The sequence below is a fragment of the Herbaspirillum sp. Her3 genome, from assembly GCF_057961275.1.
The window spans coordinates 2369132-2388870 of sequence record NZ_CM176328.1 but is presented as its reverse complement, the minus strand read 5'-3'; the positions used below and the strand labels follow the sequence as shown (position 1 = coordinate 2388870).

Sequence of the window (19739 nt, the reverse complement as noted above, 5' to 3'; positions counted from 1 at the left end):
CGGAAGGCAACCATGGACAAGTTGCAAGCGATGGAGACCTTTGTCGCCGTGGTCGAGAGCGGCAGTTTCGTGGCGGCAGTGGATGTCACGGGCCAATCCAAACCGGCCGTCTCGCGCCAGGTGTCGGAACTGGAACAGTTCCTGGGCATCCGCCTGCTCCACCGCACCACGCGGCGGCTCTCGCTGACCGATGAGGGCCGCGTCTACTTCATGCGCTGCAAGGAATTGCTGGAATCCATCCAGGATGTGGAGAGCGAAGTCGGACTCAATTCCGACCAGGCCTGCGGCCGCCTGCGCATCGGTGCCCCGCAGGATTTCGGGGTCGAGCAACTGGCGCCGCTATGGGGCAAGTTCACCGAACAGCATCCGCTGATCACGCTCAACATCGTCCTGTCGGACCGCACCATCGACCTGCTCGAAGAAGGTTTCGACATGGCCATCCGCATCAGCACCCTCGGCGACAGCCGCATGGTGGCGCGCCCGCTGGCGCCGGTGCGCATGATCGCCTGCGCCTCGCCGGCCTTCCTGCAGCGGCATGGCACGCCGGTGAGCCCGGCGGAGCTGCGCGACTTCCCCTTCATCTCCTACAGCTACCGCAACGGTGGCGACGAGTGGCATTTCAAGCACGAGCATGGCGACACCTGCCAGGTGCGCGTGCGCTCCACCGTCTACGTCAACAACGGTGCCACCTGCCGCGCCATGGCCATTGCCGGCCAGGGGATTGCGATCCAGCCGGACTTCATCGTCAATGCCGCCATCCAGTCCGGCCAACTGGTCGAATTGTTCGAAGGATGGACCACCGGCGAGCAGCTGGTAGTGCACACGCTCTACCCGACCCGCACCCATCTGCCGCCTAAAGTGCAGCGCATGCGGGATTTCCTGGTGGAGCAATTCAAGGTGCCGCCATGGTGCCCGAAGCCGTCGGCGTAAATGATTTACGACTTTATCGGTGCCCCATCCAGCGCAGCAACAAGGGCATCAGCACCGGCACCAGCACGGCGGTGAAGACACCATTGAGCCCCATCCCCAAGCCGGCGAAGGCCCCCATCTCGGCACTGACCTGCAAGGCGCGCGCCGTGCCGATGCCATGCGAGGCCACGCCCAGCGCGAAGCCGCGCACCGGATGGCTGTCGATGCGCAGGAAGTTGAGCACGTAGCGCGCCAGCACCGCCCCGAGGATGCCGGTACAGATCACCAGCACGGCGGTCAGTGACGGCAGGCCGCCGAAGCGTTCCGAGATGGCCATGGCAATGGGTGTGGTGGCGGACTTGGGTGCCATGGAAATGACGATATCGCGCGAGGCGCCCATCGCATAGGCGATGCCCACTGCCGAAACAACGGCGGTCACCGAACCTGCCGCCAGCCCCAGCAGTAGCGGCAGCACTGCGCGCCGGAAATTGTGCCACTGCTTGTAGAGCGGCATGGCCAGCGCCACGGTGGCCGGGCCGAGCATGAAGTGGACGAATTGCGCGCCCTCGAAGTAGGTCTTGTAGGGTGTGTGCGTAAGGGTGAGGATGCTGACCACGATGGCAATGGCGATCAACACCGGGTTGGCCAGCGGGTTGTAGCCCAGGCGGCGGTAGACCCACAGGGCAAACAGATAGGCCACCAGCGTGGTGGTCAGCCCCAGCAGCGGCGAGGCTGCGAGATAGACCCAGACGTCGGTCAGGCGGGCCAGGCCGTGCATCAGTGCGACTCCTCGTCGCTGCGCGCTGGCCGCGCGCTGGAGAAGCGTTTCATGGCCGCGTTGGTCACCAGCGCACCGACGGCGATGGCCAGCACGGTACTCACTACCAGCGCCACCACGATGGCCGGCAGATCGCCTTTGAGCTGGCCGGCCGCGGCAATCACGCCTACCCCGGCGGGCACGAACAGCAGCGACAGATGCTGCAGGATGCCCCAGGAAGTTGGCTCCATCAGTTGCGCCAGACGTGGTGAGGAGAGAAAGGCGATCAGCAGCAGGAGCATGCCGATCACCGGACCGGGAATGGGCAGGCCCAGCAATTGCGCGGCACCTTCGCCCAGGCATTGGAAGACCAGCAGGATGGCTAGGGGGGTAAGGTTCATGGTCGGCCTTCAAGGATACGATGCAGTTCAGAGGACGCCATCTTAGCCTGCCCGCCTGATGCCATGTATTTTCGCTTCAGCCGGCCAGGGCCACCATTCCTGCACAAAACAGCAAGCCCGCTACGATGCGCTGGAACCATAGCGGCGACAGCCATCCGTAGATACGTTCGCCCATCAGCACCCCGCCAGCAAAAGCCGGCACCAGCCAGGCGCTCATCGACAGTTGTGACCAGCCGACCTGGCCATCCCAGGCCAGGATCAGGGCAGCGCCAAAGAACAACACCATGAAATACGCCAGCAGATTGGCCCGCAGGCACGCTGTCTGCTCTCGCTGGGCCAACGACCCGGCCCCGCGCCGGATTCCGTCGAAGTAATACACGGCAGCCACCCCGCCAATACCGCACAAGGCAGTCATCATCCCCGAGACCGCACCTGCGGCCAGCGTGGCGGTGGCGCCCCCGCCATGACGCCAGCGCCAGCCCAGCACGTGCAGTGCCGTCACCGCCAGCACGGACAGTCCGATAAGCCGATGCAGATCCGGCAGGCGTCCGCTGGCAATGAGTTGCACGCCCACGGCAGTACAGGCCAGGGCAATGGCGGCCAGTGGCAAGACCGTGGGCCAGTGGGCGCGCCCTATCCAGCCGCGCCAGCCCTGCAGCGAAGCTGCGCAATTGACCAGCACGATCAGGGCCGCGGCCTGCGAAGACGGCAAGACCAGCCCGAATAGCGGCGCCATGACCAGCGCCCCGCCGAAACCGGTCACGCCCTTGGTCAACCCGGCCAGCAGGCTGACCGCCATCAAGCCTGACAGCAGCGGCAAGGAGGGACTCATGCAGCCACCCCGGCAACAAGGAAAAGGGATCGTTCAGACATGGCGCAATCATTGCATTGACCATGGCAGGCACATAAGACCAGGGGGAGCTTTTCATGGAGCCAGCGGCCAAGGCGGGTGCTACCGGCAGCACGCACGAAAACGGTGCCAGCTGCCACCATGCTGCACCATCGCCGGTCTCCGCGACCGGCGCTCCTGCACAGCAGGCGCCCGGGTGCGGCGCCCTGCAGCTCTTGCCGTTGGACAGGATGCGAGGCAGACCGGCATCAAGCCTGCTGGTCCAATCGAAAGCCTGCCGTGGCTCCATCGGATGGCCCGGTTTCTGCGTCACAGTAGACGCGCTGCCAACTCCGTACCAGGCAAGGCAGTCGCAGGCCGCCTTGCCTGCTCCCATTCCTGCATCACGAACATCACGACAACGAGGGGTTCCACATGAAAGCATTCGCATTGCGCCGTACGCTGTCCACTCTGCTGGCTACCGCCTGCCTGTTTTCCGCCACCCTGGCCAGCGCCGCTGACAAGGAGGTCACCATCGCCTACCAGGACATGATGGTGCCCTGGCGCTACGCCCAGCAACTGGACGAAGCGGCCAAGGAAACCGGCTACAAGGTCAGCTACCGCAAGTTCGGCGGAGGCGGCGACGTGATCCGCGCCATGGCCTCGGGCAACGTGCAGATAGGAGAAGCCGGGTCCAGTCCGGTGGCGGCCGGACTGTCACAGGGCCTGCCCATCCAGCTGTTCTGGATCCTGGACAACATCAATGACGCCGAGGCACTGGTGGTACGCAACGGTTCCGGGATCACTTCGGTGGCGCAGTTGAAGGGCAAGCGTCTGGGTGTGCCCTTCGTTTCCACCAGCCACTTCCATGCATTGATGGCCATCAAGCAGGCCGGCCTGTCTCCCTCGGACGTGAAGGTACTCAACATGCGTCCGCCTGAAATCGCCGCCGCCTGGGAGCGCGGCGACATCGATGCGGCTTACGTCTGGAACCCGGTGCTGGCCAAGATCGGTGCCAGCGGTTCGGTGGTGACCAGTTCAGGCAAGATCGCCGCGCAGACCGGTATCGCCACCTTCGATGGCTTCGTGGTCAACCGCGACTGGGCCAAGGAAAACGAAAAATTCATGCTCAGCTTCACCCGCATTCTGGCCAAGTACGACGCCCTGTACCGTGCCAACCCGGCGCAGTGGACCGGCGATACCCCACAGGGCAAGGCGGTAGCCGCCATCTCCGGCGGCGAGCCGGGTGAAGTGGCGGCCGCCCTCAAGCTCTACCAGTTCCCGACGCCGGCCGAACAGGCGTCCACCCGCTGGCTCTCGGGCGGAAAGGAGGCCGGTGCGGTCAAATCGCTGCAGGCCACGGCCGAGTTCCTGAAGGAACAGAAGACGCTGCAAGCCGTCCTGCCGGATTACTCGGTGGGCGTGACCGACCAGTACGTCAAGGCCATTGCGGCCGGCAAGTAAGCCGGGCGGCAGCCGTTCCACCCCTTCAACCTGGAGAGCGACCATGCTGGAAATCGACCAGATCTCAATCGAATACCCGGCCCGCAAGGGGCCACCCAGCCTGGCGCTGGATCAGGTCTCGCTGGCCATTGCGGCAGGCGAATTCGTGGTGGCCCTGGGGGCATCGGGGTGCGGCAAGACCACCCTGCTCAATACTATCGCCGGCTTCATCGCACCGACCCGCGGCGAGATCCGGCTGGGTGGCGAGACGATCGAAGGTCCGGGTTCGGATCGCGGCGTGGTGTTCCAGAAACACGCCCTCATGCCATGGATGAACGTGGTGGAAAACGTCGAGTTCGGCCTCAAGCTACGCAAGATGCCACTGCACGAACGGCGCCGCATCGCCCTGGAATGTCTCAACAAAGTAGGCCTGCTGTCCTCGGCCTACAAGCAGGTCTACGAACTTTCCGGCGGCATGCAGCAACGCGTGGGCGTGGCACGCGCCATCGCTTCCTCGCCTGCGGTCATGCTGCTGGACGAACCGCTGGGGGCCCTGGATGCCTTCACCCGCGAAGCCATCCAGGAACTGTTGCTGGACCTGTGGAATGAATCGCAGGGCGTGTTCTTCTTCATCACCCACGATGTCGAGGAAGCGCTGTTCCTGGCGACCCGCCTGCTCATCATGGCACCCGGTCCGGGCCGGGTGGTACATGATCTCCCCATGCCCTTCGCCAAGCGCTACCTGGCCACCCGCGATGCACGCCGGACCAAGGCCGATCCCGAATTCATCGCCGCACGCGAACACGTGCTGGCGCTGGTGCACCAAACCTCGTCCAGCGGAATGCACTGATGAACACCACCGCCCCTACCCTCACCCCCGATACAACGGAGACTGCCATGCCAGCCAGCCCGCTCCCGGCTGCCACCGGCCAGACCAAGCCACGCAAGCGCCGCCGTCCGCGCAACTATGGCGCGCCTGGCCAGGGCAGTACCTGGGTCATCAGCAGCCTGACCATCGTGGCCCTGCTGCTCTTGTGGTGGCTCGCGACCACGCTGCACTGGATCAAGCCACTGTTCCTGCCCACCCCGCAAGCTACGCTGGCGGCCCTGATGGAGGCCTTGCACGGCCAGACCCAGGGCGATACGCCACTGGCCCAGCACGTGCTCATCAGCATCACCCGGGTGATGGTGGCCTTCCTGCTGGCAGTGCTCACGGCGGTACCGGTTGGCCTGGCCATGGGAACCTCCCGCCTGGTACGCGGCATTGCCGATCCCATCATCGAGTTCTACCGTCCGCTGCCGCCGCTGGCCTACCTGCCGCTGATCGTAATCTGGCTGGGCATCGATGAAAGTGCCAAGGTCACGCTGATCTACCTGGCCTGCTTCGCCCCGCTGGCCATGGCATCCAAGGCCGGTGTGCGTTCGGTGGCCATCGAACAAATCAATGCCGCTCGTTCTCTGGGTGCGAGCAACTGGCAGGTGATCCGCATGGTGGTGTTTCCGGCCGCCTTGCCGGAAATCCTCACCGGCATGCGCATCGCGGTCGGCTTCGGCTGGACCACTCTGGTGGCCGCCGAGATGGTGGCGGCCACGGCCGGCATCGGGCAAATGGTGCTCAATGCCTCCAACTTCCTGCGCACCGATGTGGTCATCATGGGCATCATCGTCATCGGCGTGCTGGCCTACCTGATCGACCTGCTCATGCGCAAGATGGAGCGCAAGCTGATCCCCTGGAAAGGCAAGATGTGAACCGGACACGGCCGCTGGCTGGCACGAATCCTGCGACAGCGCAGGCTTTGGGATTGCGGAGCAGAGGCGTGCGTGACCACCAGGCCCATCAGGTAATGTGGCATCAGATCTTCCCCGAACCGCAGCGCCAGGGGGCCACCCTGCAAAGCCAGCTGCGGGTGCGGCTGGTCGATGCAGTACTGGACGGCCGCCTGGCCGCGGGCATTCGCCTGCCTTCCAGCCGCGAGCTGGCCGACATGCTGGCCATCTCGCGCAATACCGTCGTGCTGGTCTACGAAAAACTGGCCGAGGACGGCTACCTGGAAAACCGTCCGCGCAATGGCTATTACGTCAGCGAACGCTACCTGCACCAGCAGCCGCCAACGCCGGCCGCCGCACAGCCGGCACCGGATACCGCACCGCACGCGGTGAACTGGCAGGCCAGGATGCAGAGCGAACCACCCGGCATCAAATGGCTGGACAAGCCGGAAGACTGGCAGCGCCATCGCTACCCCTTTCTCTATGGCCAGTTCGATCCCAGCCTGTTTCCCATTGCCGACTGGCGCGAATGCAGCCGACAGGCGCTGGACGTCAGCTCGATTCGCGGCTGGGCGCCGGATGCCATCGACCACGACAACGCCTCGCTGGTGGAGCAGCTGATCAAGCGCGTGCTGCCCCGGCGCGGCATCGCCGCGCGCCGTGACGAAGTACTGCTGACGGTGGGCGCCCAGCAGGCGCTGTATCTGGTGAGCGAACTGCTGGTGCCGCCGGGTTCTACCGTGGCTGTGGAAGACCCGGGCTACATGGATGCGCGCAACATCTTCCTGTGTCGTGGGGCGCAACTGGTCGGACTGGAGGTGGACCGCGATGGCGTGCTGCCCGACGCAGCCGTGCTGGCGCAAGCGCAAACCCTCTATTGCACGCCCAGCCACCAATGTCCGACCGGTATCACACTGTCCACCGAACGGCGCCTGGCCTTGCTGGAATGGGCCAGGCACCACGATGGCGTGATCATCGAGGATGATTATGACGCCGAGATGCAATACGCCGGCAAGCCCTCCCCGGCCCTTAAAGCCATCGACCATGACCGGCGGGTGATTTACATCGGCAGCCTGTCAAAGACGCTCTCGCCGGGGCTGCGCATCGGTTACATCGTGGCGCCGGCCGAAGTGGTGGTACGCCTGCGGGTGCTGCGGCGGCTGATGATCCGCCACCCGGCCACCAACAACCAGCTGGCAGCGGCGCTGTTCATCTCGCACGGCCACTACGACCGCTTCCTGCACCAGATGCGCGAAGAACTGGCGCGGCGCGCAGCCCTGCTCATCGCCGCCGTGCACACGCATCTGCCGATGATGGACTTCACGGCGCCCGATGGCGGCTCGGCATTGTGGGGCCGATTTGCGCCTGAGATCGACACCCGTCTGCTGCGGCAAGCGGCCTTCGGGCAAGGCATCCTGATCGAATCGGGCGAGGCCTTCAGCCTGCAGGACCCGGCCCATTTCAACTGCCTGCGCCTGGGGTTCTCGTCGATCCAGGCCGATCGCATCGAACCGGGCATTGCCGCGCTGGCGGCCTTGCTGCCGCGTTGCCGCAGGCGCTGAGGCAGTCCTGCCCGGGGAACAAACGCGCCTCAGAGAATCTCGTCGCGCAGCCAGTACCAGTGATACAGCATTCCCTGTCCGAGGCGGCGAAACGGCGCAGCCCATTCTCCCTGGCGCGGAAAAGGCAGGGCGCTGTCATAGATGGGCAGATCGACCTCGGGCCCGCGCAACCCTGCCACGCGTTGCGCCATGCGGCGCCCGGCGTGGGCCGAGAAGGAGACGCCGTTGCCCCCGTAGCCGAGGGCGTAATACACGCTTTGTAGCGGATCGGGCTGCACTACGCGCGGCATCATGTCGTGACTGACGTCGACCCAGCCCCACCAGGAGTGGTCGATGCGGATACCCTTCAAGGCCGGAAACTTGCGTGCCAGACCATCGACCAGCAGTCGATAGTGGCTGTCGCGGTGGGCATCGGCGCCCGTGATGGCACTGCGGCTGCCAATCTGCACCCGGCGATCGGGTAGCAGGCGGTAATAGAAGCGCAGCGTGCGGGTATCGGTGATGGCCTGGTGCGTCAGGAAATTGGTCGCCTGCAATTCTTCGTCGGTGAGCGGGCGCGTAACGATGGAGTTGGAGAGCACCGGAAAGACCCGGTTCTTCAACAGCGGCGTCAAGCCCGGCAAGCCATACGCGCCGGTGGCCACCGCCACCGCACGGGCGCGCACGGTACCGCCGGGGGTGCGCAGGTAGTGGACGCCATGGCGGGTCTCCCAAGCCGTGACCGGGCTGGAGGGATGCACGCGCGCGCCAAGGGCGCGGGCCATCTTCATGTAGCCGAAAGCCAGTTTGAGGGGATGGACGCAGATCCCCACCGGCTCGTGCATGGCACCGGCGGCCTCCTGGTCGCCGCACCAGTCACGGCGGACATCTTCACCCGTAAGGATGCGGGTGTCGTAGCCGAAACGGCTGCGCATGACCTCGGCTTCGTGGCGCAAGAAGGCCATCTTCTTGGGACGATGGGCGATATAGAGGTGGCCGCCGGGTTGCGCATCGCAATCGATCTCCTCGGTGAGCTGGCGGAAGGTCTCGAAGCCGCTACGGATTTCCTCATCCAGCCGCAAGGCGGTCTGCAAGCCCCAGCGTTCTATCCATTGCGAGCGATACAGGCGGCCGCTGGCGTTCTGCCCTTGCCCGCCATTGCGGCTGGTGCAGCCCCAGGCCACCTGATTGGCTTCGAGCACGGTAGCGCGAATGCCATGTTCGCGCGCCAGGAACAAGGCGGTGGCCAGACCGGTGAAACCGGAACCGATGATGACTACATCGGCGTCGGTATCGCCATTGATGGGGCCGTCGTCCGTGGGCGGCTCACCGGCGCTGGCGACCCAGTAGGTCGGGGCATACTGCATGTTGTGGCCTGGCGAATGCGAAACCAGAGGATCGAAGGCGGGATCGTAGGCGGCGGCGCCCAGTTCGGCGCGGGACAAGCTGTTCATGGCGGTGACCCTGTTGGCGGTTCAGGAAGATGATGCTGCAGCGGCGCTCAGGCCGGCTTGGGGGTGCGGTTCTTGCGGAACACGTTTTTCTGCAGGATCTTGCCGTCGCGGAAGACGAACAGGTCCACGCCATCGGCCTGGATGGGCGTGCCGTCGGCGGCAGTACCTGTGAAGGTCCATTCGGACACACCGCGCTCGCCGGATACCCAGTGCCGGCCATTGCGCCACTGTGCATCAGGCACATTGATCCAGGCCGAAGCGAAGGCCCGCGCTACCGCTTCCGTGCCGGTGTGGCGGGTGCCGTGAGCGTCGTGGCCGGCAGCAGCAAGGAATTCACACTCGGGGTGCATGAAGCGCATCAACGCATCGATGTCATGACGATTCCATGCATCGGAAAAGGCTTGCAGGGTTTCTACCGTCACCGGTGCATCGGCGCTGGAAGAGGAAGGCAACTGGACGGACGAGGACATGCGGGCTCCATGGAATGGCCTGATGCAGGCCGATGACACACAGCCTAAAGGACCCTGGACCGCTGGCCATAGAGCCAGCGGGAGCTTTTGATCAGGCCAGGCCGGTACCGGTGGCACCAGGCTGGCGCAACCGATCCAACCGCAACCGCTGCCGCCCATCCGTCAATCGCCACATGGCCAGCGTCGCCGCACCAAAGGCAGCCAACCCACTGGCCCCGGCCAGGATGAACATCAACAGGATCTGATATTTGGCGGCCGACAAAGCATCCATGCCAGCCAGCACCTGGCCGGTCATGATGCCCGGCAGGGTGATGATGCCCGCCGCCGACATCTGGTTGATGACCGGCAGCAAACCGCTGCGGATGGCCGCCATGCGCGGCGCACGCAGCGCTTGCTGACGGGTCTGGCCCAATGCCAGCCGCGCTTCGATGATGGCCGCCGACTGGCGCGCCCCGGTCAGGAAGGCGTCCAGCGCGATGCTGGCCGAATTGAGGACGCTGCCCAGGACGATCCCCATCAGCGGGATGGCATAGCGCGGGTCGTACCAGGGATCGGGACGCAGCGCCGTGGACAAGGCCAATCCCACCGTCAGCAGGGAGGCCGTGCCCACCACGACGGCGCTGATGCGCAGCCCGGCGCTGCCCGCCAGCGGCGTACGCGGACGGCTGGCGACTTCGCGCGCGGCGGCGGCGATCATCAGCAGTACCGCCACGGCCGTCAGCCAGGGCGATTGATGGCCGAGAATCCAGCGCAACACCAGCCCCACCAGCAACAGCTGCGCCACCATGCGCAGCGCCGCTACCAGCAGTGGACGGTGAATCTGCAAACCCAGCGCCAGCGACGCAATGGCGTTGACCAGCACCAGGATGGCCGACAGGGCCAGGTCGCCAGAGGACAATTCCAGGACGCTCATGCGCACTCCCGCTTCATCACGCGCAGCACACCGCTGGCCAACCGCTGCGCCTGCTCCTGCGCATGCGTCACCAGCAGCAGCGCCATGCCCTGCTGCATGGCCTCCCTCAAGACGGCTTCCACCCGGGCGACGTTATCGGCATCCAGCGCACTGGTCGGTTCATCCAGCAAGAGCACGGCGGGCTGCTGCAGCAAGGAGCGGATCAGCGCGGCGCGCTGGCGTTCGCCGGTCGACAATTGCGCCAGATCGGCATCGAGCCGGCTGGCCGGCAAGGCCAGGCGCGCCGCCAGCGCAACGGCGGCCGCGCGATGCTGCGGGCGCAGGTGCGCCATGACGCAGCTGTCCCACCACGCCGACTCGGCCGCCTGGTACAGCACCTGGCGCCGCCATTCGGGTGCCGGCATGGCACTGCGCGGCTGGCCCTGCAGCCAGGCCTCGCCCTGTCCTTCGTCAAGATCGGCGATCAGGCGCAGCAGGCGCGTCTTGCCGGCGCCGGATGCGCCTTCCACCGCCAGGCACTGGCCGGCCTGCACCGAAAAACTGAGCGGTGCCACGACGGCCGAACCAAGGTCTTGCACGCGCAGGCGCGCAACTGCGCCGGCAGAAGGAAATGAAACGGGGTGAGCAGAAGCCATGGCAAGGAAAGCACGAAAAGGTAGCGCACCGGAGCGGGCAATGCCCGGCAGTTTGACACAAGCGCGCCCCGCGCCGCTCTCGGGCGGGCCGACATCTTCACATCCTGTTACGTTTGTGAACGATCTTCCCATGGTAGCCAGGGCGGGCTGCCACCATGATGGCAAGCCGGCACCCTGCCGCGTCACTGCATCTCCATGGACATCCTCTACCTGCACAGCCCCATCACCTATTCCATCGCGCGGCAACTGGAGCGCGATGGACGGCTGTTGGGGCCCGTGGTGGTGTGCGGGCGCGGCATGGAGTGGCACGGTCCCTTCGTGCGCGTGACCGACGACGGCATCTGGGATCCTGCACGCACCGTGGAGTTTCTCGTCCGGCTGGCAAGCGCACTGCCCGGAACGATGACGCCGCTGCGCATCTTCCTGCCTCATACCGGCTTCCTGCTGGGCAAGCTGCTCAAGCTGGCCACGTCGGTGCAGACCGTGTGCTATCTGGAAGAAGGCAATACCTCCTGCAATCCCGATCTGGCCCGGCCGGCACAGGATGCTGCGGTCGACGCCGCAGCGCTGCTGCAATTGCTGCAAGCCCAGCCCCTGTTGATGCAGCGCCTGGGGCTCACGCCGCAAGCGGTCCTGCAGGTCAACAGCGTGCCCGCCATCTGGTTCGATGCCGCCAGTCCGAAATATGGCGGTGCCTATCGCGTCTCGCCAGCCGCCTTCCCCGGCCTGCCGGGAGTGCACACGGTCAGCCTGGCGCCGCAAGGGGCGCTGCGCGAACCGGGCCGCCACTGGCTGTGCTTCCTGCCCAACATCATCAACATGGTGGCGCGCTGCGGACAGCACAGCGAAGAAGCCCAGCAGAACCTGCACGGCCTGATGAGCTCGCTGCGGACCATGCAGGCGCTGGTGGCCAGTCAACACGCACGGCTGGTGATGAAATTCCATCCGGTCGACGAAGCCAACCTGAACCCGCAGTTCAAGGAGCAGTTCTATGGCTTCGGCCTGAGCTATGCCAGCTTCGCCGCCCAGCAAGCCATCGATGCCCAGCTGGAACCGGCCCTGTTCGACTTCTCCCGCTTCATCGTCATCAATGAATCGGCCGCCAGCCGTTATGTGGAACTGTTCCAGGGCATGGATTACCTGGTCTCGCTGAACCTGTTCTGAACGCGCTGCGCTGGCTCAGGCGCGTTGACGCTTTCTGCACCGAAGCTGACGTTTTCTGCACCATGTGGTGGTCGTTGGCCTTCTACCATGGGCGCTCCTCAACCTTGATTGGAGCGCCTTCATGCCCTTTTCCCGTAATTCCCTGGCCGCGCTGGCCCTGACGTTTTCTGCACTGTCGGCCCAGGCTGCCGATTTCACCGTAACCAGCAGCGACATCAAGGAAGGTCAAACGCTGTCGATCGCGCAAGTCTTCAACGGCTTCGGCTGCATGGGCTTGAACCACTCGCCGCAGTTGTCCTGGTCGGGCGCGCCGGCCGGCACCAAGAGTTTTGCCGTGACCGTGTATGACCCGGATGCACCCACCGGCAGCGGCTGGTGGCACTGGACCGTGTTCAACCTGCCGGCCTCCACCACCAGCCTGCCGGGCGGCATCGATGCGCAAGGCCGCGGCTTGCCGGCCGGTGCCGTGCAGGGCCGCACCGACTTCGGCAGCAGCGGCTTTGGCGGCGCCTGTCCGCCGCAGGGCGATAAACCGCATCGCTATCAGTTCGTCATTTGGGCACTGAAAACCGAAAACTTGCCACTGGATGCGCAAGCCAGCGGTGCTATGCTCGGCTACTTCCTGAATGCCTCGGCACTCGGCCAGGCCAGGCTGACTGCCTACTACGGACGTGAACTCCCGCATGCCAAATGACATCGCCATCCTGCCCTTCGCACATGGTCCGCGCCCCACGCTGACCCGCATCCGCGCCCGCCACGAACAGCAACTGCGCCAGGTCTTCATCGGCCTGGCCAGCATCTGCCACGTACGCCAGGGCAAGAAGCGCCTGCAATGGGGCCATCGCCATCTGCTGTGCGGCCAGGATGTCTTGTTGCTCATCGCGGCCGGCACCCAGGTCAATGTCGCCAACCTGCCCAAGGGGGGTGAGTATGCAGCCGACATGATTTCGCTGCCGCCGGCACTGATCGAGCGCTTTCGTCTGCACTATCCCGGCCAGGGGGTGCAGGCGCGCGATGCCAGCGCGGTCAGCAGCGTGGCCCAGGATGCCGACATCCTGCGTGCCTGGCGCCATCTGCAGGACTGCATCCGCGAAGAAGCCGCCATCGAACTGCAGTGCCAGGCCGCCGAGGGCCTGTTGCTGGCACTGAGCCTGCGCGGGGCCATCGGCGGGCTGCTGCGCGAACGGGGGGATGCCATCAGCCACCACATCGAACAGCACCTGCTGATGCTGGCGCCGGAAGAACGCAGCCTGGAGCGCGTGGCCGAAGCATTTCATTGCAGCATCTCGACGCTGCGCCGGCGCCTGGCACGCGAGCAGACCGGCTTTCGGGAACTGCTTGACAAGGTGCAGCTGGGACTGGCACTGGACCAGTTGCAGGCCTCTTCCCTGCCGATTGCCGACATCGCCTCGGCCTGCGGCTACGACTCGCCCTCGCGCTTTGCGATGCGCTTTCGCCAGCATTACGGCATCAGCCCCAGCGAACTGCGCCAGACCCTGCCCTGAGCGGGCGCACATGCGTGGGCACTGGCGCGATGGCCTGCGCGGCTCAACAACACGCGCCGTCATCCGGGTACGAAAGCACCGACACGCGTTTGAAACTGCGTCCGACTGCCCGCATTCGGTGCAGCACCTAGTATGGCTCCAACGGCTCGCGATGGCGGGACGCCCCCACAACAACCCTAGGAGAACCCCATGTCCAAACCGACTTTGAAATTCCTCGGCACCGCCCTGGTGGTCGCCGCTTTCAGCACCGGCGCCTTTGCGCAGAATTCCGGTGCCGGCGGTAGCGCAGGTTCCGGATCCGGCGCGGCCGGCTCGGGCGCAGCCGGTGCCACTGGCGCACAAACCACGCCCAACAATGGCGCCTCGGACGCAGGCAGCTCTTCCTCCAGCAAGAGCATGCGCAACCACAACAAGTCGGACAAGAGCAGCAGCCACAAATCCCGCTCCGGCACCAATTCAGGCTCCAGCGGCATGAACAACGGCACCCTGGGCACCTCCCCGGGCGGCAACGGTGGTGCTGGTGGTAGTTCCGGCGGGGCTGGAGGCACCGGCACCGGCGCGGGCGGTGCTGCCGGTGGTAGCGGCACCGGCGGTGCCGCAGGGGCTGGCGGTTCGGGTTCCTGACCGGCGCCGACACGCAAGCGCCAGGCGCCGGGAGGCGAATGACGCTTTTCGGTAGTGGATGTTGTTTCCTGTTGTTTGATGCTTGAGCGCAGCATGGCGAAGCCTCCAGAGTCTTGCGCCATGCCTGATTTGCCCCGTCGAAACTGGCGGGGCTTTTTTGTGCGCGCCGCCTGGCAGGTGCGGGGAGATGAAAGTTGCGCAGCGCGCCGGGGTTACAATGTCGCCCTCGCTCACTGCACCTGCCTCCCATGACCGATTACCTGGAAATCTTTTGCCGCCTGCTCTTGGCCATGCTCATCGGCTGCGCCATCGGCATCGACCGCAACCTGCGCGGCAAACCGACGGGCATGAAAACCCTGGGCCTGGTGGCGCTCGGTTCGGCCCTGGTCACGCTGGCGGCGATGAATTTCGCACTGGACGGCAACGAGCAAAACCGGGATGCCGTGAGCCGCGCGATCCAGGGCGTCATCACCGGCATCGGCTTTTTGGGCGCTGGCGTCATCGTCCATGAGCAGCGCAGCGAGAAGGTACGCGGCCTGACGACCGCCGCCTCGATCTGGGTCACGGCGGGAGTGGGCATCGTCTGCGGCGCGGGCTGGTGGCTGGTGGCGCTGATGGCTACGGGCCTGATCTTCATGCTCTTCGTGATCGGCCGTCCGCTGGAGCACTTCCTGCACCGGCAATGGATGCGCAAGACCGCCGACGAGCGCGCCGACATCAGCGCGCGCGAAGAAGACTGAGCCACCCCCGCATGAAAACGGTGTTCCTCTATCTCTGCACCGCCCTGGCCGAAATCGTCGGCTGCTATCTCCCCTACCTTTGGCTCAAGCAAGATCGCAGCATCTGGCTGCTCCTGCCGGCCGCTGCCAGCCTGGCCCTGTTCGCCTGGCTGCTGACGCTGCACGACGCCGCTTCCGGCCGCGTCTATGCGGCCTATGGCGGTGTCTACATCGCCGTGGCCATGGCCTGGCTGTGGGTCGTGGATGGGGTGCGGCCCTCGGCCTGGGATTGCGCCGGGGTGGCGGTTGCGCTGGCGGGCATGGCGCTCATCGCCTTCCAGCCGCGCTAGGCCCTGCCCTGCACGCCAGCGGCGCGTCGCCGCAACCCCACGCACCGCCACGATGCACTGCACCACGAATGCGCAGGCTGCACCCTGATACATCACGCAATGATATATATCGGTGATACCTCAGCCTGCCATGGTCGCGCTGCAGTTCTGCTCCCCACCCAGCAAAGCCGCTCCAGATGGAGCTTCCGGCCAAATTCCGCCGGCTGGCACGGGCTTTGCTCATTGATGGTCAGGATCAAGGACGATCCACCACATTGATGCTGATCTAACGATGGATCTGCAATGCATACGGACAACGGCGTCCGCTCAGACCGGGAAGGTTTCCTGGCGTTGAGCGGACGCCTTTTTGTTTTTACGGGACCCGACATGAGCAAATCCAATCGTATCGCGCTGTTCTCCCTGGGCACGCCCCAGATGCGCGCCTTCCACCTGACCTGGATGGCCTTCTTCGTCTGCTTCTTCGCCTGGTTCGCCTGCGCACCGCTGATGCCGGTGATCAAGGGTGAACTCCATCTCACCCCCGGCCAGATCGCCAACATCAACATCGCCGCCGTGGCCGTGACCATCCTGGTGCGCCTGATCGTCGGCCCGCTGTGCGACCGCTTTGGCCCGCGCAAGACCTATACCGGCCTGCTGCTGGCCGGCGCCGTGCCGGTCATCGGGGTGGCCTTCGCGCAGAGCTATGAGAGCTTCCTGTTCTTCCGCCTGCTCATCGGTGCGGTCGGCGCCAGCTTCGTCATCACCCAATATCACACCTCGGTGATGTTCGCCCCCAACGTGGTGGGTACCGCCAACGCGGCCACGGCCGGCTGGGGCAATGCCGGTGGCGGCGTGGCGCAGGGCGTGATGCCGCTGCTGATGGCGGCCATGCTGATGCTGGGCGTATCGCAGAGCTGGGGCTGGCGTGCGGCGCTGTTGGTGCCGGGCGTGCTGATGCTGATCATGGCCGCGCTCTACTGGCGCTTTACGCAGGACTGCCCGGACGGCAACTATGACGACCTGCGCGCGGCCGGCGCCACCATCGAAAGCGGCAAGCGCGGCGGCTGGGCCAGCTTCCGTGCGGCCGCTGCCAACTATCGCGTGTGGATGCTCTTCGTCACCTATGGCGCCTGCTTCGGCGTGGAGATCTTCATCCACAACATCGCCGCAATCTACTACGTCGAACACTTCCAGCTCTCGCTTGAGTCGGCCGGCATCGCCGCCGCCAGCTTCGGGCTGCTGGCACTGTTTGCCCGCGCCCTGGGCGGATTCATCTCCGACAAGGTGGCCCTGCGTGGCGGCCTGAACCGCCGCGCCACCCTGCTCTTCGTGATGATGCTGGGTGAAGGCCTGGGCCTGCTGTGGTTTGCCCATGCCGGCAGTGTCGTTGCCGCCGTGGTCGCCATGCTGTGCTTTGGCCTGTTCACCCACATGGCCTGCGGAGCCACCTATGCACTGGTGCCCTTCATCGACCGCAAGGCGCTCGGCGGCGTGGCCGGCATCATCGGCGCCGGTGGCAACGTCGGTGCGGTGCTGGCGGGCTTCCTGATGAAGGGGCTGGGCAATACCCAGCAAACCTTGTCGATGCTGGGCGTGCTGGTGACCATCTCGGCCCTGTGCGCCGTGGCCATCCGTTTCACCGCGTCGGACAAGCACGGCGAAGCCGCCCTGGCCGACAACAAAGCTGCAGCCTGAGGAGACACCCATGAACATCATCGTCATCGGCCACGGCATGGTCGGCCACAAATTCCTGGAATGCCTGGCCGAGAGCGGCGCGGGCGATCTCAAGGTCACCATCCTGTGCGAAGAACCGCGCCCGGCCTACGACCGCGTGCATCTCTCCGAATTCTTCGCCGGCAAGAGCGCAGAAGACTTATCTCTGGTGGCGCCGGGCTTCTTCGATGCCGGCCGCAGCGCGGTGCAGTTCGATCTCAAGCTCAACGCCAAGGCCCAGCACATCGACCTGGAACGCAAGCAGGTGCGGGTCAACATGGCCGGCGTGGAAGACACCCTGGCCTATGACAAGCTGGTGCTGGCCACCGGCTCCTATCCCTTCGTGCCGACCGTGGCCGGCAACCAGCGCAAGGATTGCTTCGTCTATCGCACCATCGAAGACCTGGAAGCGATGCTGGAATGCGGCAGCCGTTCGAAGAGCGGCGTGGTCATCGGTGGTGGCCTGCTGGGCCTGGAATGCGCCAAGGCCCTGCGCGACCTCAAGCTGGAAACCCACGTGGTCGAATTCGCCCCGCGCCTCATGGCCGTGCAGGTCGATGAAAGCGGCGGTCGCATCCTGCGCCAGAAGATCGAGGAACTGGGCGTGACCGCCCATACGCAAAAGAACACGGTGGAGATCGTCGATGGCAAGCTGCACACCCATCGCATGAACTTCGAAGACGGCTCGCACCTGGAAACCGATATGATCGTCTTCTCCGCCGGCATCCGCCCGCGTGACGAACTGGCACGCCAGGCCGGCCTGAAGGTGGGCGACCGTGGCGGCATCGTGATCGACAACAGCTGCCTCACCTCGGACGCCGCCGTCTATGCCATCGGCGAATGCGCGCTGTGGAACGGCAAGATCTTCGGCCTGGTCGCCCCCGGCTACGACATGGCCCGTACCGCCGCCAAACATCTGCTGTCGCACCGCGATGAAGCGATCGAAGTGCCCGCCTTCAACGGCGCCGACATGAGCACCAAGTTGAAACTCATGGGCGTGGACGTGGCCAGCATCGGCGATGCGCACGGCAAGGAAGCGGGCAGCCGTTCGTATCAGTTCACCGATGAGCGCAAGCAGATCTACAAGAAGATCGTGGTTTCCGAATCCGGCAAGCACCTGTTGGGCGCAGTGATGGTGGGCGATGCTTCCGAATACGGCACGCTCTTGCAGATGATGCTCAACAAGATCGAGCTGCCGGAGTCGCCCGAATTCCTGATCCTGCCGCAATCGGACGGCAAGGCCAAGCCAGGCCTGGGCGTGGATGCGCTGCCGGAGTCGGCGCAGATCTGCTCCTGCAACAACGTCTCCAAGGGCCAGCTATGCGCGGCGGTGGCCTCGGGGGTGACGACAATTGGCGATCTGAAGGCTTGCACCAAGGCCGGCACCGCCTGCGGCGGCTGCGTGCCGCTGGTCACCCAGGTGATGAAGGCGGAGATGAAGAAACAGGGCCTGGCGGTCAACAACCACGTCTGCGAACACTTCCCCTACTCGCGCCAGGAAATCCATCACCTCGTGCGCGTGGGCCAGATCAAGAGCTTCGATGAACTGCTGACCAAGCATGGCAAGGGACTGGGCTGCGACGTCTGCAAGCCCATGGTGGCCAATGTGCTGGCCTCGCTGTGGAATGATTTCGTGCTCAAGAAGGAGCATGCGGGCCTGCAGGATTCCAACGACTATTTCCTCGGCAACATCCAGAAGGATGGCACCTACTCGGTGGTGCCGCGCATGGCCGGTGGCGAAGTGACGCCCGATGGCCTCATTGCCGTGGGCCAGATCGCCAAGAAATACGGCCTCTACACCAAGATCACCGGTGGCCAGCGCGTGGACCTGTTCGGTGCCCGCGTGGACCAGTTGCCGGACATCTGGGAAGAACTGATCGCTGCCGGCTTCGAGACTGGCCACGCCTACGGCAAGTCGCTGCGCACGGTGAAGTCCTGCGTCGGCTCGACCTGGTGCCGCTATGGCGTGGGCGACAGCGTGGGCTTCGCCGTGCGACTGGAAAACCGCTACAAGGGCCTGCGCTCGCCGCACAAGATCAAGTTCGGTGTCTCCGGCTGCACCCGTGAATGCGCTGAAGCACAGGGCAAGGACGTGGGCATCATCGCCACCGACAAGGGCTGGAACCTCTACGTCTGCGGCAATGGCGGCATGAAGCCGCGCCATGCCGAGCTGATCGCCTCGGACCTGGATGAAGCCACGCTGACCCGCTACGTGGACCGCTTCCTGATGTTCTACGTACGCACCGCCGACCGCCTGCAACGCACCAGCACCTGGCGCGAGAACCTGGAAGGCGGACTGGACTACCTCAAGAGCGTGGTCATCGACGACAAGCTGGGCATCGCCGCCGAGCTGGAAAGCGAGATGCAGCACGTGGTCGACACCTACCAGTGCGAATGGAAGAAGGCCGTCACCGATCCGGAAACGCGCAAGCGCTTCCGCCACTTCGTCAACAGCAAGGCGGCCGATGGCAATATCAAATTCGTCGAGGAACGCGGGCAGATCCGCCCGGCCACGGTGGCCGAGAAAAAGCTGCTCGACATTCCTGTCGTCGTCGAGACCGTCTGA

Annotated in this window: 20 protein-coding genes; 13 read left to right on the top strand and 7 right to left on the bottom strand. The window is 65.1% G+C overall.

Translation table 11 applies throughout. The annotated features are described in order from the left end of the window. Nucleotides 1–12 precede the first annotated feature (12 nt). Nucleotides 13–930: a LysR family transcriptional regulator gene (locus tag ACVC5H_RS10970; RefSeq protein ID WP_489622320.1), complete on the top strand. Its 918-nt coding sequence runs from the start codon at nucleotides 13–15 to the stop codon at nucleotides 928–930. Between the two features lie 13 nt (nucleotides 931–943). Here ACVC5H_RS10970 and ACVC5H_RS10965 read toward each other — a convergent pair whose 3' ends face one another. From ACVC5H_RS10965 to ACVC5H_RS10955, 3 genes are all read right to left on the bottom strand, one after another. Then, a complete protein-coding gene (locus tag ACVC5H_RS10965) occupies nucleotides 944–1687 on the bottom strand; it encodes an LrgB family protein (RefSeq protein ID WP_489622319.1) in 744 nt (247 codons plus the stop codon). Further along, a complete protein-coding gene (locus ACVC5H_RS10960) occupies nucleotides 1687–2067 on the bottom strand; it encodes a CidA/LrgA family protein (protein WP_489622318.1) in 381 nt (126 codons plus the stop codon). Before ACVC5H_RS10960 ends, ACVC5H_RS10965 begins: the two co-directional genes overlap by 1 nt. A gap of 76 nt (nucleotides 2068–2143) precedes the next feature. Continuing rightward, nucleotides 2144–2899: a sulfite exporter TauE/SafE family protein gene (locus ACVC5H_RS10955; RefSeq protein WP_489622317.1), complete on the bottom strand. Its 756-nt coding sequence runs from the start codon at nucleotides 2897–2899 to the stop codon at nucleotides 2144–2146. Between the two features lie 432 nt (nucleotides 2900–3331). On the opposite strand from ACVC5H_RS10955, the gene tauA reads away from it, so the two are divergent. From tauA to pdxR, 4 genes are all read left to right on the top strand, one after another. Next, a complete protein-coding gene (tauA, locus tag ACVC5H_RS10950) occupies nucleotides 3332–4360 on the top strand; it encodes a taurine ABC transporter substrate-binding protein (protein WP_489622316.1) in 1029 nt (342 codons plus the stop codon). Nucleotides 4361–4403: 43 nt separating this feature from the next. Then, nucleotides 4404–5189 carry a taurine ABC transporter ATP-binding protein gene (locus ACVC5H_RS10945; protein ID WP_489622315.1) on the top strand — a complete coding sequence of 262 codons (786 nt, stop codon included), beginning with the start codon at nucleotides 4404–4406 and terminating at the stop codon, nucleotides 5187–5189. Between the two features lie 47 nt (nucleotides 5190–5236). Continuing rightward, nucleotides 5237–6088 carry an ABC transporter permease subunit gene (locus ACVC5H_RS10940; protein WP_489622683.1) on the top strand — a complete coding sequence of 284 codons (852 nt, stop codon included), beginning with the start codon at nucleotides 5237–5239 and terminating at the stop codon, nucleotides 6086–6088. 68 nt (nucleotides 6089–6156) lie between these two features. After that, entirely contained in the window at nucleotides 6157–7668 is a 1512-nt protein-coding gene (gene pdxR, locus ACVC5H_RS10935) for a MocR-like pyridoxine biosynthesis transcription factor PdxR (RefSeq protein ID WP_489622314.1), read from the top strand. A 29-nt stretch (nucleotides 7669–7697) separates the two neighbouring features. Here the strand turns inward: pdxR and ACVC5H_RS10930 are convergent, their stop codons facing one another. The 4 genes from ACVC5H_RS10930 to ACVC5H_RS10915 all read right to left on the bottom strand — a co-directional run bounded on the left by ACVC5H_RS10930 (nucleotide 7698) and on the right by ACVC5H_RS10915 (nucleotide 11062). Beyond that, nucleotides 7698–9101: an NAD(P)/FAD-dependent oxidoreductase gene (locus tag ACVC5H_RS10930; RefSeq protein WP_489622313.1), complete on the bottom strand. Its 1404-nt coding sequence runs from the start codon at nucleotides 9099–9101 to the stop codon at nucleotides 7698–7700. A 47-nt stretch (nucleotides 9102–9148) separates the two neighbouring features. Further along, nucleotides 9149–9571, bottom strand: coding sequence for a nuclear transport factor 2 family protein (locus ACVC5H_RS10925; RefSeq protein WP_489622312.1), 423 nt, complete (start codon nucleotides 9569–9571; stop codon nucleotides 9149–9151). Between the two features lie 91 nt (nucleotides 9572–9662). Next, nucleotides 9663–10484: an ABC transporter permease gene (locus ACVC5H_RS10920; protein ID WP_489622311.1), complete on the bottom strand. Its 822-nt coding sequence runs from the start codon at nucleotides 10482–10484 to the stop codon at nucleotides 9663–9665. After that, complete coding sequence (locus ACVC5H_RS10915; RefSeq protein WP_489622310.1) at nucleotides 10481–11062, bottom strand: ABC transporter ATP-binding protein; 582 nt, start codon at nucleotides 11060–11062, stop codon at nucleotides 10481–10483. The genes ACVC5H_RS10920 and ACVC5H_RS10915 overlap by 4 nt, the downstream gene beginning before the upstream one ends. A 252-nt stretch (nucleotides 11063–11314) precedes the next feature. Here ACVC5H_RS10915 and ACVC5H_RS10910 point away from each other — a divergent pair, with 252 nt between their 5' ends. From ACVC5H_RS10910 to nirB, 8 genes are all read left to right on the top strand, one after another. Next, nucleotides 11315–12283 (top strand): hypothetical protein, encoded by a 969-nt coding sequence (locus ACVC5H_RS10910; RefSeq protein WP_489622309.1) that lies wholly within the window; start codon nucleotides 11315–11317, stop codon nucleotides 12281–12283. Between the two features lie 121 nt (nucleotides 12284–12404). Further along, nucleotides 12405–12977: a kinase inhibitor gene (locus tag ACVC5H_RS10905; protein WP_489622308.1), complete on the top strand. Its 573-nt coding sequence runs from the start codon at nucleotides 12405–12407 to the stop codon at nucleotides 12975–12977. Continuing rightward, nucleotides 12967–13788 carry a helix-turn-helix transcriptional regulator gene (locus ACVC5H_RS10900; RefSeq protein WP_489622307.1) on the top strand — a complete coding sequence of 274 codons (822 nt, stop codon included), beginning with the start codon at nucleotides 12967–12969 and terminating at the stop codon, nucleotides 13786–13788. Before ACVC5H_RS10905 ends, ACVC5H_RS10900 begins: the two co-directional genes overlap by 11 nt. Before the next feature lie 189 nt (nucleotides 13789–13977). Continuing rightward, nucleotides 13978–14412, top strand: coding sequence for a hypothetical protein (locus ACVC5H_RS10895; protein WP_489622306.1), 435 nt, complete (start codon nucleotides 13978–13980; stop codon nucleotides 14410–14412). 248 nt (nucleotides 14413–14660) lie between these two features. Next, nucleotides 14661–15152, top strand: a complete 492-nt coding sequence (locus ACVC5H_RS10890) for an MgtC/SapB family protein (protein WP_489622305.1) — start codon at nucleotides 14661–14663, stop codon at nucleotides 15150–15152. 11 nt (nucleotides 15153–15163) lie between these two features. Continuing rightward, nucleotides 15164–15481 (top strand): YnfA family protein, encoded by a 318-nt coding sequence (locus tag ACVC5H_RS10885; protein ID WP_489622304.1) that lies wholly within the window; start codon nucleotides 15164–15166, stop codon nucleotides 15479–15481. Nucleotides 15482–15847: 366 nt separating this feature from the next. Then, a complete protein-coding gene (locus tag ACVC5H_RS10880; protein WP_489622303.1) occupies nucleotides 15848–17155 on the top strand; it encodes an MFS transporter in 1308 nt (435 codons plus the stop codon). Between the two features lie 10 nt (nucleotides 17156–17165). Next, entirely contained in the window at nucleotides 17166–19739 is a 2574-nt protein-coding gene (gene nirB, locus ACVC5H_RS10875) for a nitrite reductase large subunit NirB (protein WP_489622302.1), read from the top strand.